Origin of the sequence: Parafannyhessea sp. LCP19S3_B1 (assembly GCF_052121955.1) — a bacterium.
Classification (GTDB): Bacteria; Actinomycetota; Coriobacteriia; order Coriobacteriales; family Atopobiaceae; genus Parafannyhessea.
In genome coordinates, this window is record NZ_JBQKDH010000001.1 from 166611 (window position 1) to 181190 (window position 14580).

12 protein-coding genes are annotated in these 14580 nt (G+C 66.4%); 11 read left to right on the plus strand and 1 reads right to left on the minus strand.

From position 1 onward, the window contains the following. Nucleotides 1-256: 256 nt before the first annotated feature. The 11 genes from pcp to ACTQWE_RS00740 all read left to right on the plus strand — a co-directional run bounded on the left by pcp (nt 257) and on the right by ACTQWE_RS00740 (nt 13547). Nucleotides 257-871 carry a pyroglutamyl-peptidase I gene (gene pcp, locus ACTQWE_RS00690; protein ID WP_441855075.1) on the plus strand — a complete coding sequence of 205 codons (615 nt, stop codon included), beginning with the start codon at nt 257-259 and terminating at the stop codon, nt 869-871. 280 nt (nt 872-1151) lie between these two features. Then, nucleotides 1152-2123 (plus strand): homoserine O-succinyltransferase, encoded by a 972-nt coding sequence (locus tag ACTQWE_RS00695; RefSeq protein ID WP_170103872.1) that lies wholly within the window; start codon nt 1152-1154, stop codon nt 2121-2123. A 258-nt stretch (nt 2124-2381) separates the two neighbouring features. Beyond that, on the plus strand, nt 2382-4022 hold the full coding sequence (locus tag ACTQWE_RS00700; protein ID WP_441855077.1) for a class I adenylate-forming enzyme family protein: 1641 nt from the start codon (nt 2382-2384) through the stop codon (nt 4020-4022). 342 nt (nt 4023-4364) lie between these two features. Beyond that, nucleotides 4365-7061 carry a bifunctional acetaldehyde-CoA/alcohol dehydrogenase gene (adhE, locus tag ACTQWE_RS00705; RefSeq protein WP_441855079.1) on the plus strand — a complete coding sequence of 899 codons (2697 nt, stop codon included), beginning with the start codon at nt 4365-4367 and terminating at the stop codon, nt 7059-7061. Between the two features lie 41 nt (nt 7062-7102). Then, nucleotides 7103-7867, plus strand: a complete 765-nt coding sequence (locus ACTQWE_RS00710; protein ID WP_441855080.1) for a phosphotransferase family protein — start codon at nt 7103-7105, stop codon at nt 7865-7867. A 265-nt stretch (nt 7868-8132) separates the two neighbouring features. Next, nucleotides 8133-9938, plus strand: coding sequence for a thiamine pyrophosphate-dependent enzyme (locus ACTQWE_RS00715; protein ID WP_441855081.1), 1806 nt, complete (start codon nt 8133-8135; stop codon nt 9936-9938). 1 nt (nt 9939) lies between these two features. Then, entirely contained in the window at nt 9940-10578 is a 639-nt protein-coding gene (locus ACTQWE_RS00720; RefSeq protein ID WP_441855083.1) for an indolepyruvate oxidoreductase subunit beta, read from the plus strand. Further along, entirely contained in the window at nt 10571-11050 is a 480-nt protein-coding gene (locus tag ACTQWE_RS00725) for a helix-turn-helix domain-containing protein (RefSeq protein ID WP_170103876.1), read from the plus strand. The genes ACTQWE_RS00720 and ACTQWE_RS00725 overlap by 8 nt, the downstream gene beginning before the upstream one ends. After that, nucleotides 11050-12387, plus strand: coding sequence for a serine/threonine-protein kinase (locus ACTQWE_RS00730; RefSeq protein ID WP_441855084.1), 1338 nt, complete (start codon nt 11050-11052; stop codon nt 12385-12387). The genes ACTQWE_RS00725 and ACTQWE_RS00730 overlap by 1 nt, the downstream gene beginning before the upstream one ends. 249 nt (nt 12388-12636) lie before the next feature. Then, the gene (locus ACTQWE_RS00735) at nt 12637-13155 is read left to right on the plus strand and encodes a DUF5067 domain-containing protein (RefSeq protein ID WP_441855085.1); all 519 of its coding nucleotides are present in this window, start codon (nt 12637-12639) and stop codon (nt 13153-13155) included. 35 nt (nt 13156-13190) lie between these two features. After that, a complete protein-coding gene (locus tag ACTQWE_RS00740) occupies nt 13191-13547 on the plus strand; it encodes a hypothetical protein (protein WP_441855087.1) in 357 nt (118 codons plus the stop codon). Nucleotides 13548-13737: 190 nt separating this feature from the next. Here the strand turns inward: ACTQWE_RS00740 and yfcE are convergent, their stop codons facing one another. After that, complete coding sequence (yfcE, locus tag ACTQWE_RS00745; protein ID WP_441855148.1) at nt 13738-14307, minus strand: phosphodiesterase; 570 nt, start codon at nt 14305-14307, stop codon at nt 13738-13740. Nucleotides 14308-14580 lie beyond the last annotated feature (273 nt).

Here is a 14580-nt window from a genome sequence, read left to right on the forward strand (position 1 = left end):
TTGCACGAACATGCGCGCGCGGCAGCGCGTGCGCACACAATATGCGCAGGTCAGGCGTGCGCCGCGCTTCGCTTATGCACGGGGACGCCCCCTCGCCGCCGCGACTCGCCCCCCCCGCGAATGCCGCCGCGCGCCATCCCGTTCCATAGGTACACTGCTTCTGGCACCGCACTTGTGGCGCCGCAGGGGGTTGACACGCGCGTTTGTCACGGGCTTTTGCCCGTCCGGACGCTTCTGCGCAAGAGAGGTGACATGCATGGAGAAGATCCTGGTCACGGGCTTCGAGCCCTTCGGCGGGGAGCAGACAAATCCCTCGTGGGAGGTGGCGAGCACGCTACCCTCGGCCATAGGCGGGCGCGCCGTGGTCTGCGAGCGGATTCCCGTGTCGTTTGGTCGCGCCCCGGCCGCCGTCCTCGCGGCGATCCGGCGCGAGGACCCCTCCATCGTGCTCTGCCTGGGGCAGGCGGGCGGCCGCGCCAAGGTGACGCCGGAGCTCGTGGGCATAAACTACGCGGACGCGCGCATCCCCGATAACGACGGTGCCCAGCCGCGGGGCGCGCGCCTCCTGGAGGACGCGCCGGACGCGCGCTTCTCGACGCTGCCCGTTCGCGCGATGGCGCAGGCAATGGTCGACGCTGGCGTGCCTGCGGCCGTCTCGTACACCGCGGGTGCCTACGTCTGCAACGCCGTGCTCTTCTCGGTGCTTCATGCGCTCGCGGAGTCCCGGCCCTCGGTGCGGGCGGGCTTTGTGCACGTGCCGTATTCGCCGGAGCAGGCGCGCTGCCTGCCGGGGGAAACGCCCAGCATGCCTGTCGCGCTCATGCGGCGGGCAATCGTGAGCGGCCTGGAGTGCGCCTGCGCGCGGGGGTGACCCCGGCGCACAAATCGCGCACCCGCCGGTCCGGAAAGTTGCTAAGGTAGTAGGCGCCCCGCGGCGCGCGGTCGCGGGCAGAGAGGGAGAGTTCGGTATGCTCGAAAAAGCGAAGGCGTTGTCGGCTGGCACGGCGTTTCGAATGCGCTAGCGTCACGCAAGGTGGGCCCCACTGCGTGACGGAGCCGGGGCGGGCCGCCTGACCAGGGACCGGGTCGACATCCTTTGCGCCGTCGTGCGCGTGGCTCGGTCTTGCAACTGCTTTACTTTGGAGAAGAACATGCCCATCAACATCCCAGACGGCCTTCCCGCCAAGAAGATCCTGCACCAGGAGCGCATCTTCGCGCTCGAGGAGGAGGCCGCTACCGAGCAGCAGATTCGCCCGCTTTCCGTGGCGATTCTGAACCTGATGCCCACCAAGATCGAGACCGAGACCCAGATCCTGCGCCTGATCTCAAAGTCCCCGCTGCAGGTGAGCTGCGACTTCATGCGCGTGTCGAGCCACGAGTCCAAGAACACGTCCGAGGACCACCTGGTCAAGTTCTACCAGACGTTCGACGAGCTCAAGTCCAACAACTACGATGGCCTCATCATCACGGGCGCGCCCGTGGAGCAGATGCCGTTTGACGAGGTCGACTACTGGGACGAGCTCTGCCGCATCATCGACTGGAGCCAGGAGCACGTGCTTTCGACCATGTTCCTGTGCTGGGGCGCACTCGCCGGGCTCTGGCACCTGTATGGCATCCCCAAGAAGCAGCTGGGAAGCAAGCTGTTTGGCGTCTTTCCGCAGCGCCTGTGCGACGAGTACAGCTTCCTCACGAACGGCTTCGACGAGGTCCACAACATGCCTCACTCGCGTCACGCCGCGATCGACACCAACGAGCTCGCGAAGCATCCCGAGCTCCACGTTCTGTCGGAAAGCTTCAAGACGGGCCCGGCGCTTCTTGCCACGCGCGACTTCCACGAGATATACGTGACGGGCCACTTCGAGTACGGGCGCGACACCCTTAGCAACGAGTTCTGGCGCGACTTCAAGAAGGGGCTGCCCATCAAGATTCCCGAGAACTACTTCCCGGACGACGACCCCGAGCAGCAGCCGCTCTTCACGTGGCGCGCCCACGCCAACCTGCTGTATCGCAACTGGCTCAACTGGGTGTACCAGATGACGCCGTACGACATCGACCAGATTCCCCAGGCCATCGCACGGCTGCGCGCGTCGAGCGACGGCATGGTGGACAAGTTCGAGGCGTAGCAAGCCCCTGCGGCCCACTTATATAGCAGCTTATTCAATCACTTATTCACTTGAATAAGTGGTAGATAAACAAGTAGATAAGCTATGCGCCCGCGACGCCGGCCGCCAACCTCCGAAGCACCATACGCACGATGCGCATCGCGCGCCCAATCGCGCACGTCAGGCGCCGCACAACGTCTAGACTGTTGGGGTGGCGCGCCGGCGCCATCGCCATGCGGGCCTAGTGCGGCCCAGTCCACGCTCGCCAAGGAGGACAGATTGACCATCGTCGACATGCTGCGTCACAACGCGGCCGCATACCCCACCCAGACCGCCCTCGTCGAGGTCAACCCCGAGGTGCGCGAGAACCGCCACGTCACGTGGCGCGAGTACGACCTGGTCGAGAACACGGAGGACGAGCCGTTCCGTCGCGAGATGACGTGGCGGGTGTTCGACGAGCAGGCCAACCGCTTCGCGAACCTGCTGCTTTCGCGAGGCGTGCACAAGGGCGACAAGGTGGCCCTTCTCCTCTACAACTGCATCGAGTGGCTGCCGCTGTACTTTGGCATCCTCAAGACGGGCGCCGCCGTGGTGCCGCTTAACTTCCGCTACGCCCCGGACGAGATCGAGTATTGCATAAAGAAGGCCGATGCGGACATCCTGGTCTTTGGCCCGGAGTTCATTGGCCGCGTGGAGCAGATCGTGCCGCAGATTCAGCGCGGCAGGCTGCTGTTCTACGTGGGCGACGACTGCCCCACGTGGGCGGAGAGCTACCGCGAGCTCGCCATGCTCTGCTCAAGCGCCGATCCCATGATCCCGCTTTCGGAAAACGAGGATGCGGCGATCTACTACAGCTCTGGCACCACGGGCTTCCCCAAGGCCATCCTGCACCACCACCAGAGCCTCACCCAGGCCGCCCAGATGGAGGCCGTGCACCACAACACCACGCACGACGACGTCTTCCTCTGCATACCGCCGCTGTATCACACCGGCGCCATGATGCATTGGCTGGGTTCGCTCTCCGTCGGCGGACGCGGCGTGCTGCTGCGCGGCGTGAGCCCCAAGACCATCCTCAAGACGGTGTCCGACGAGCGCTGCACCATAGTCTGGCTGCTCGTCCCCTGGGCGCAGGACATCCTGCTCGCCATCGAGGAGGGCACCGTCACGCTGTCCGACTACCACCTCGACCAGTGGCGCCTCATGCACATTGGCGCGCAGCCCGTGCCCAAGAGTCTCATCCGCCGCTGGAAGGAGGTCTTCCCCAACCACCAGTACGACACCAACTACGGCCTGTCGGAGTCCACGGGTCCCGGCTGCGTGCACCTGGGCCTGGACAACATCGACCACGTCGGCGCCATCGGCGTGCCCGGCTACCGCTGGGAGTGCAAGATCGTGGACGAGAAGGGCGAGGCCGTGGAGCGGGGGACCGTGGGCGAGCTGTGCGTGAAGGGCCCCGGCCTGATGGAGTGCTACTACAAGGACCCCGTCGCCACCGCGGAGACCCTCGTGGACGGGTGGCTGCACACCGGCGACATGGCCAGGCAGGACGAGGACGGGTTCTACTGGCTCGTCGACCGCAAGAAGGACGTCATCATCACGGGCGGCGAGAACCTGTACCCCGTGCAGATCGAGGACTTCATGAGCGGCTGCGACGCCATCCAGGACGTCGCGGTCATAGGCCTCCCGGACGAGCGCCTGGGCGAGATCGCGGCCGCGGTGGTGCAGCTGAAGCCGGAGTTCGTCGGCAAGGTGGGGGAGGACTACATCAACGACTTCTGCATGGGCCTTCCGCGCTACAAGCGCCCGCGCAAGATCATCTTCGCGGACGTGCCGCGCAACCCCACCGGCAAGATCGAGAAGCCGCTCCTGCGCCGCCGCTACGGGGCCACGGGTCTCGTGGACAGGGAGAACCAGGCCTAGCCTGGACATGCGTTTTTGTTGTGCTCGTACGGCCATGGACTTCGCACGGATGCATACGCCATGCGAATTGTTGGTATGCGGTTCTTCTCGCCCCGTATTCAGAAAAATGTCAATTGCGACTAACACCGTCTGCGACCTGCGAAGGGCGAACGTGCAGGCATTCCGGGGTTTTTGAAATGAATATCATTCGCTAGCCAACGTCATCAGAACGATGTGGACTGGAAACGTTTTCGATTCGACTTAGCAAAAAATCTCCACGTCAAATACAATTGGGACTAGTCGTAAGGCGACGTATGCCCGTGACTCAGGCGTCTCGGGCGTATCAAGACAGAAGGAGAAGACATGTCCGAAGCCCCCGAGACAAAAGCTCCGCAGGTCGAAGAGCCAACTCGCGATGACGGCGCGGCCATCATCGTCCGCAGCGACGAGGAGCTGACCGAGAAGCTCGCCCAGATGCGTGAGGCCCAGAAGAAGTTCGCCACGTACACCCAGGAGCAGGTCGACAAGATCTTCAAGGCGGCAGCGCTTGCGGCCAACAAGGAGCGCATCCCCCTGGCCCAGCTCGCCTACGAGGAGACCGGCTACGGCGTCGTGGAGGACAAGGTCATCAAGAACCATTTCGCGGCCGAGTTCGTCTACAACAAGTATCGTGACACCAAGACGTGCGGCGTCATCGAGGAGGACAAGGCCTACGGCATGACGAAGATCGCCGAGCCCCTCGGCGTCGTCGCTGCGGTCATCCCCACCACGAACCCCACCTCCACTGCGATCTTCAAGACGCTGCTGTGCCTGAAGACCCGCAACGCCATCATGATCAGCCCGCACCCGCGCGCGAAGAAGTGCACCACCGAGGCCGCCCGCATCGTGCTCGAGGCCGCGGTCGAGGCCGGCGCCCCGGCAGGCATCGTCGGCTGGATCGAGAAGCCGTCCCTGGTCGCCACCAACACCCTCATGTCCGAGGCGGACATCATCCTCGCGACCGGTGGCCCCGGCATGGTCAACGCCGCGTACAGCTCCGGCACCCCCGCCCTCGGCGTCGGCCCGGGCAACAACCCCGCCATCATCGACGACTCCGCCGACGTCGTGAACTCCGTCAACTCCATCATGCAGTCCAAGACGTTCGACAACGGCATGATCTGCGCGACCGAGCAGAACGTGATCGTCCTCGACGGCGTGTACGACGCGGTCAAGGCCGAGTTCCAGAAGCGCGGCGCGTTCTTCCTGCAGGGCGACGACATCGACAAGGTCGGCAACACCGTCATCGTGAACGGCGCCGTCAACGCGAAAATGGTCGGCCAGCCCGCCACCAAGATCGCCGCGGCCGCCGGCGTCGAGGTTCCCGCCTGGACGAAGGTCCTCATCGGCGAGACCGAGTCCGTCGAGCCCTCCAACCCCTGGGCGCACGAGAAGCTCACGACCATCCTCGGCATGTACCGCGCGAGCGACTTCGACGACGCGCTCGCGAAGGCGTCCCGCCTCGTCGCGGACGGCGGCTACGGCCACACCTCCTCGCTCTTCATCGACACGCGCGAGACCGAGAAGGTCCAGAAGCACGCGAACGCCATGAAGACCTGCCGTATCCTCATCAACACCCCTGCTGCCCAGGGCGGCATCGGCGACATCTACAACTTCCAGCTCACGCCGTCCCTCACGCTGGGCTGCGGCTCCTGGGGTGGCAACTCCTTCTCCGGCAACGTCGACGTTCACCAGCTGCTCAACATCAAGTCGGTCGCAGAGAGGCGTGAGAACATGCTCTGGTTCCGTACCCCCGAGAAGGTCTACTTCAAGAAGGGCTGCATGCCCGTCGCCCTCCGCGAGCTCAAGGAGGTCTACGGCTGCAAGCGCGCCTTCATCGTCACGGACTCCTTCCTGTACAAGTCCGGCTTCACCAAGAAGATCGAGGAGCCCCTGGACAAGATGGGCATCGTCCACTCCAGCTTCTGGAGCATCTCGCCCGACCCGAAGCTGCAGGACGCTCAGAAGGGCGTAGAGCTGCTCCGCGCGTTCGAGCCTGACGTGATCATCGCCATCGGCGGCGGCTCCGCGATGGACGCCGGCAAGATCATGTGGACCATGTACGAGCACCCGGAGGAGAAGTTCGACGACATGGCTGTCGACTTCATGGACATCCGCAAGCGCGTCTACCGCTTCAAGAAGATGGGCGAGAAGGCCAAGTTCGTCGCGATCCCGACCTCCTCGGGCACCGGCTCCGAGGTCACGCCGTTCGCCATCATCACGGACGCCGAGACCGGCATCAAGTGGCCCATCACGGACTACGAGCTCATGCCGACCATGTCCATCGTCGACACCGACAACATGATGACGCAGCCCAAGGGCCTCACCTCCGCCTCCGGCATCGACGTCCTCACCCACGCCATGGAGGCCTACGTCTCCATCATGGCGTCCGACTACACCGACGCCATCGCGCTCAAGGCCGCGAAGCTCGTGTTCGACTACCTGCCGACCGCCTACAGCGAGCCCACCAACGTCGAGGCCCGCGACCACATGGCGAACGCCTCCTGCCTCGCCGGCATGGCCTTCGCGAACGCCTTCCTCGGCGTGAACCACTCCATGGCGCACAAGCTCGGCGCCTACCACCACATCCCGCACGGCTGGGCCAACGCGGTCATCCTCACCCGCGTCGCCCGCTACAACGCGGCCGAGCGTCCCACCCGCATGGGCACGTTCTCCCAGTACCAGTACCCGCAGGCGAAGAAGCGCTACGCCGAGATGGGTCGCTTCTGCGGGTTCACCGGCAAGGACGACGACGAGGTGTTCGAGAACTTCATGCAGGGCATCGAGGACCTGAAGGAGTACATCGGCGTCAAGAAGACCATCGCCGACTACGGCGTGGACGAGAAGTACTTCCTCGACACGCTCGACGAGATGTCCCTCAACGCATTCAACGACCAGTGCACCGGCGCGAACCCGCGCTACCCGCTCGTGGCCGAGATCAAGTCCCTGTACCTGGACGCCTATTACGGACGTCCTGCGACCTCCTACGAGGACAAGGGCCTGACCATCCGCGATTCCGAGTAGCGTTTCTTGTCGTACACGCAAGATGAGGAGATGACTGCACCATGGAACTACCCAAGGACAAGAAGGTCATCAAGACCCGTCACAACAAGGTCGTCTACGACTGCGGTGACACCGTCGCCAAGGTCTTCAACGCCACGAAGCCGCACGCGGACGTCTTCAACGAGGCGCTGAACCTCGCCCGCGCGGACCAGGCCGGCATCGACGTGCCCGAGCTCGTCGAGGTCAGCAAGGTCGACGGCTCCTGGGCGCTCGTCACCAAGAAGGTCGCGGGCAAGACTATGCGCGAGCTTGCGGACGAGGACCCCTCCAAGCTGGACGGCATCATGAAGGACTTCGTGAGGCTCCAGCTCGACGTGCACAAGCACAGGAACGACCTCCTGAACCGCCAGAAGGACAAGTACACGCGCATGATCAACTCCGTCACGGAGGTACTGGACGAGTCCACCCGCTACGACCTGCTGATGCGCCTGGACGGCATGCCCAACCACCAGAAGATCTGCCACGGCGACTTCGTCCCCTCCAACGTGATCGTCCGCGAGGACGGCACCGCGTGCATCTGCGACTGGGCCCACGCCAGCCAGGGCGACGGCTCCGCGGACTGCGCGGTCTCGTACCTGCACTTCAAGCTGAACGGCCAGGACGACTTCGCGGAGACCTACCTCAAGACCTACTGCGAGCTGCAGGGCACCACGGTCGAGTACGTCAGCCAGTGGTTCCCCATCGTCGCGGCGGCCGAGCTTGCGCGCGGTCGCGTGGTCGAGAAGGACTTCCTCCTCAGCTGGATCTCCGTCGGCGACTACGAGTAGTCCGGGGCGGCGGCCCAGGCACCGCGGCATGCGCCGCATGACATGAGCGAGACAGGGGACGGGGTCGCCGCGCGCGGCCCCGTCCCCTTTGCGCTTCTCGCCCGTGGCGCGCGTTGCCGCCGCTTGCCCGCCATGCGCCCTTGTTGTCAAAATCGAAACAACTATCCTAGACAATGGAGCCCTGGCACGAGCCCGGTGCTCGTGACGTGAGTCCTGCGGTGGGGCGGCGCATGCGGCCCGCCGCGGGTTGGCGATGGGAGAATCGATGGCAAAGCAGCTGCTTTCGGGCAACGAGGCCATAGCGCAGGGCGCGTGGGAGGCCGGCGTCAGGGTTGGCACGGGGTATCCCGGCACGCCCTCGACGGAGACGCTCGAGAACCTGGTCAGGCACGAGGACGTCTACTGCGAGTGGTCGCCCAACGAGAAGGTCGCGCTCGAGGTGGGCATAGGGTCGGCCATGGCCGGCGCGCGCACGCTCGTGACCATGAAGCACGTGGGCGTCAACGTCGCGGCGGACCCGTTCATGTCCGTCGCGAACACGGGCGTGAACGCGGGCCTTGTGGTGCTGGCCGCGGACGACCCGTCGTGCTACAGCTCGCAGAACGAGCAGGACTCCCGCACGTACGCGGCGTTCGCGCGCATCCCGTGCCTGGATCCCGCGGACTCGCAGGAGGCCTACGAGTTCAGTCGCGCGGCGTTTGGGCTCTCCGAGCGCTTCGACACCCCCGTCATGCTGCATGAGACCATGCGCATCGCGCACACGCGCACGATGGTTGACCCCGCGGGCGAGCGCGAGGACGCGCCGCTGCGCGACTACGCGTCGCAGCCCCAGAAGTACGTCATGATGCCGGCGTTTGCCGTGGGCCGCATCCAGGCCACGAACGCGCGCGAGGACGCCCTGGAGCAGTTTGCCGAGAAGAGCGAGCTCAACCGGGTCGAGATGCGCGATACCGGCATCGGCGTCATCGTGGCCGGCGCGCTGTACAACCACGTGCGCGAGGCGCTGCCGAACGCGTCCACGTTCAAGCTCGGCCTCACGTGGCCGCTGCCGCCGGAGCGCCTGCGCAAGTTCGCGGCGTCCGTGGACAAGGTGTACGTGGTCGAGGAGACGTGCCGCTACTTCCGCGACGCCATCGCCGCCATGGGCATCGACCTGAGCGAGCCGCCCGCGGCGCCGCTGCCGCGCTCCGGCGAGATCTTCCCCTCGCACATTCGCGCCAGCTTCGGCGCGGAGCTGCCCTCCCACAAGGAGGCGGCGCAGGACCTGCCGCCGCGCCCGCCCGCGTTCTGCGCCGGCTGCCCGCACCGGCTGGTCTTCTGCGAGCTGCGGCGCATGCACGCCATTGTGACCGGCGACATCGGCTGCTACACGCTCGGCGCCGTCGCGCCGTACAAGGCGGTAGACTCCGTCATCGACATGGGCGCCTCCCTCTCGATGGCGCATGGCATGGAGCTCGCCGGCGCGCAGGAGCGCACGGGTCGCCCCGTCGTGGGCGTCATCGGCGACTCCACGTTCGCGCACTCCGGCATCACGAGCCTGCTGGGCACCGTGTACAACGGCGGCACCGGCACGCTCTGCATCCTGGACAACCGCACGACGGCCATGACCGGCACCCAGGGCAACCCCGTGAACGGCCTCACGCTCACGGAGCAGGCGGCGCGCGTCTCTCCCCTCGTGGACGCGGCGGAAAAGCCGACCATGCTCGACCGCCCCGCCGGCAAGCCGCTCGACCTGGTGGCGCTGTGCCGGGCCATCGGCGTGGACGAGGTGAGCGTGGTGGACGCGCAGGACCTGAGGGCCATCCGCCGCGCGCTCAAGGAGGCCACGTCGCATACGGACCGGCTGAGCGTCGTCATCTTCAAGAGCCCGTGCCGCCTGGTCGACCGCTCTTCTCGCCCGGCGCCGCGCATCACGGACTGCCGCGCGTGCGGATCGTGCATCCAGATTGGCTGCCCGGCCCTGGGCAAGGCGGAGGACGGCACCGCGCAGATCGACCCGACCCAGTGCATCGGCTGCAACCAGTGCGTGCAGAGCTGCCCGTTTGGCTGCATCGCGTTCGAGGAGGAGTAGCATGCCACACGCAACCGCATCCGCGCAGGCCTCGACCATCGAGCTTGGACAGCGCGTCACGTTGGAGAAGACCATGACCGTCCTGCTAGTGGGCGTGGGCGGGCAGGGCACGATCCTGGCCGGCAACATCCTCGCCATGTGCGCGAGCGAGGCCAGCCTGGACGTGAAGGTGTCCGAGATCCACGGCATGAGCCAGCGCGGCGGATCGGTCAGCACGATCATCCGCATGGGCCAGAGGGTCGACAGCATGATCTGCGACCCGGGCTGCGCGGACGTCCTGGTGGCGTTCGAGGCGATGGAGGCCCTGCGCAACCAGCAGTTCCTGCGCGAGGGCGGCCGGCTGTTCGTGAACGACGAGACGATCACCCCCGTGCCCGTGAACATAGGAAACGCAACCATGCCGCAGAACGTGGACCAGCGCCTGGACGCGCTGGGCGCCACGCGCATGAACGCCGGTGCCATCGCGCGCGAGGCGGGCAGTCCCCGCTCCACCAACGTGGTGCTGGTGGGCGCGCTTTCCACGGCGCTGCCGTTTGCGCGCGAGGAGTGGGAGGACGCCATCAGGCGCCGCGTGCCGCCCAAGACGGTGGACGCGAACCTGAGGGCGTTTGAGCTGGGTCGCGAGGCGGCCCTTGGCTAGCGGCGCGGGCCGCGGCCCTGCCGGCGGCGAGCGCGAGCCCCTCACGGAGGAGCTGCTGGCGCGCCTGCTCGCAAGTGCCACGCCGCAGGAGTACCTGGACCAGACGCAGGTGGGGGAGCGCGACCTTGCCCCCTACCTGCGCACCCTCCTGCAAGAGAAGGGTCTGACGCGCGCGGACGTGCTGCGCGCGTGCGACGTGAGCCCCTCGTTTGGCTACCAGGTGTTCCAGGGCGTGCGTCGCCCCAGCCGCGACACGGCCATAGCGCTCGCGTTTGGCCTGGCTTGCAGCCTGCGCGAGGCCCAGCGCCTGCTGCGCCGCGCCGGCCACTCCGAGCTGTACTGCAAGGTACGCCGCGACGCCGTGATCATATTCTGCCTGGAGCACGGCTACAGCCGCTTCGAGTGCGACGACGAGCTGTTTCGCCTGGGCGAGAAGACCATCGGCGCCGACGGCGCGGGAGCCGTGGGCTGATGGCGTCGGCCGACCCGGAAGACCAGGCGCTGCTGGCCGCGATGGACCTGGATGACTCGTTTGTGCCCGTGCGCACGCTGGCCGAGGGCGACGGCGGCACGACGGAGCTCGTGGCGCGCCGCGTGGCGCGGGCGGGCGAGCCCGCGCTGCTGGTGCGCAAGCGCATGCCGGCGCCGCTCGCGAACGAGCCCGCGTGGCGCGCGCTGCAGGTGGCGGAGCTTGCGGCGGCGGACGCGGAGGCGGGCGAGCCTGCGGCCAAGGCAGGCGACCACTCCATGGGGGATGGCCCGGCCAAGGACCCAGGCGTTTCTCGCCTGCCGCGCGTGCGGGAGCTGTACCGCCTGCCGGATGCGCTCGTGGCGGTGTACGACTACGTCGAGGGGCCCACGCTGCGCGAGCTCGTGAGCGGGCGGGGTCCGCTGGCGGCGGAGGCTGCGGTTGCGCTGGCGCGGCAGCTGTGCCAGGCGCTTGCGCCGCTTCATGCGGCGGGCGTGGTGCACCGGGACGTCGCGCCTGGCAACGTGGTGGTGGCCGCGGACGGAGCGCACCTCATCGACCTGGGGATCGCGCGCATGCGCGTGGACGGGGCCTCGCACGACACCACGCGCCTGGGCACGTGGGGGTTTGCTGCGCCGGAGCAGTATGGGTTTGCGCAGACGGATGCAAGGTCGGACGTGTTCTCGCTCGGCCGCGTGCTGGCGTACGCGCTCACGGCGGCGGACCCGCAGGACGCATCGTTCGACGCGGCGGCGCAGGAGTCGCCGCTTGTGCCGCCGGACCTGCGCGATGTTATCAGGAAGGCAACCTCCTTCGAGCCTTCGACCCGCTACCAGTCTGTGGGGGAGCTAGACCGTGCGCTTGCGGCCACGCAGGCGGATGAGGTTTCGCCGCGGGGCGCGGTGGGCGATGCTTGCCCCGCGCGCGTCTGGGGCACGCGGCCCGCCGGGCACGTTCGCGCCCGGGACCTCTGGACGGCGTTTCGTGCCGCCGGGGCCGGGACGAAGGCGGCCTGCGTCCTTCTTGCCACGTTCGCGGCGTTCAGTACCGTCTTGCTGGCGGTCTCGTGCTGGTACATGGTGTTTAGGCCGACGGACGAGTACGGGCCGTACTCCGCGGCGCTGGGAGTTGGCCTGGCCGTGTGGGTTGCGTTTGCCTTTGGCTTGGAGCCCGTGTGCTGCATGCTTGGGCTGGGACGCTACGACCGCCCGGACGGGCGCGTGCGCGTGCTGCTGCGTCGGGAGGTCATGCACCTGCTGTGGCTTGCGGCGCTGTTTGCGCTGGATATCGCGGCCGTCGTCATCGCCGGGGCCAGCAACGGCGCTGTCGTTTGCGCGTAGTGCGTGGCCCCACGCTCCAAGAGGCCATCGGCGTCCCATGCGTCCGTCGGCCGGAAGATGCGGCCGGCAACCTTGCGCGGCCCAATTTGCCCGACTCTGCTGCCAGCAGAGGACTTTGCACTTCCTGAAACCTAACATCGGTCGTGCGCGCAAACGCGCGTGCCTGACGTGCGCCGTGGCCCAGGCCATGGCGTGTCGCAGGCCGCGGCGCGGCGCAAACACGGACGGGTTCGGGACGAGGAGAAGAACATGAGAATCAAAAGGGCAATCATTGGTGCTTGTGCGGCATCCGGCGCGCTCGTGCTCGCGCTTGCGGGGTGCGGATCGGGCGGCTCTGCCTCCAGCCCCAAGTCGTCGGACAGCTCCTCCTCTGCAAAGCAGGAGCAGACCACCAAGAAGGCCGATCCCAAGAAGGAGGCCTCCGTCAAGGTGACGATCGACGGCGCGCAGATGGCGACCGACTACGATGGCAACCCCTGCGTCGTCGTCAACTACACCTTCACGAACGTGTCGAACAAGGAGGCGCAGTCGTTCACGTCCTCCACGTACACGGAGGTCTACCAGAACGGCGTCCAGTGCGACGCGGCCGCGACCGACGCGGCGGATGGTAACTCGCTGCTCACTAACGTCCAGGCGGGGCACTCCGTCCAGGTGCAGGAGGCTTACAGCGTGAAGGACACGTCGGACATCGAGGTCAAGGTGTACGCGGTCGAGAACATGTTCGACGGCAAGACGCCCCTGGCAGAGCAGAAGATCAGTCTCTCGTAGCAGGTACGCAGGAACGTGAAAGGCAGGCTTTACTCGTGAAACGCAGCAAACTCCTCTTGGTCGCGCTCGTTCTGGGCGTGGCATATGTGGTCTACAGCCTCTGGTACTGGTTTGGGGGCGGTGCGGCCGGGTCCGTAGGCGCGGACTCCGCGTCTCAAGCGGGCGCGGGCCTCGCGACCATGCTCGTGACTCCCCATCTGGCCCTTACCGTCGTCGCAGTCGTGTTCAACGCACTGGCGTACTTCATGGGCAAGCGAGCCTTCGCGCTTGTGGCGGGCATCCTCTACGCGGTCGCCATGGTGCTCTTCCTCGCGTACTTCTTCTTCATGCTGGTGCAGATGATCCTGTGCTTCGTGGCGTACGCGAAGATGCCGAAAAAGGGCGATGCGTAGCCTGTCAACCTGGCGCTCGGATACACGCTCAAACAAATAGATAAGGCAGGCGAGAAGGACTGGCGGCCATGGTCGCTGGTCCTTCTCGCCTGATGTCGCTTTCGCCTTGCAGACGCCTTGCGCCGGGACGGCCGCCGCCTGGCCCGCCGGCCGCCGACTGGCCCGGCGGACTCGCGCGAAGAGTCCCGCGCTACCCCAGGATGCGGTGCTGGAACTCTCCGTCCGCATAGACCCCGTAGCTGTGCGAGCCGTCCTTGGGGATGCCCACGCTGCCCGGGTTGAAGCACCGCACGTTGGGGTTCGCCTCGCTCTGCTGGTTCACCTTCTTATGCGTGTGGCCATAGACGATTGCGGCGCCCGCCGGAAGCGTGGGCATGTGGTCCACGGAGTTGTGGATGCCGGGGCCCCACACGTGGCCGTGGGTAAGGAACAGCTCGCGCCCGGCGCCGGCCGCCTGCGGGTTTGGCGCAGTCGGGTCCCACAGCACGTCGTAGTCCGCCATGCACGGGAAGTCGAGCACCATCTGGTCGACCTCCGCCTCGCAGTTGCCTCGCACGCAGATGACGCGGTCCGCGATGCCGTTCAGCATGGCGATGACCTCCTTCGGGGCGTAGTCCGCCGGGAGGTCGTTGCGCGGGCCGTGGTACAGGAGGTCGCCCAGCAGCACCACGCGGTCCGGCTGCTCGGCGTCGATGGCGTCCATGAGCCGCGCGCACCACCGGGCCGCGCCATGGATGTCGGACGCAATCAGGAGCTTCATGATCTTCTCCACTTCCGTGGCCTCCACAGGGGCGCCACATGAGGTCTTTGCCTGGTACCGATGGTCCCACTGGGTGGCACCCGTGGTCAAACAATGGCGTTTACCTGCACGGATGTCGCATGGCGAGAAACGCTGCCGCCATGGCCGAACCCTATAGCGCAAATTTCAAAAAATCTAATGTGTGAGGACTTAGATTATGTATAGAATCAAAACGCATGGGAACAATGAGGATTGTACAACGAGGATAGAACGTCCCGAAGCCGGCGCGGCCGG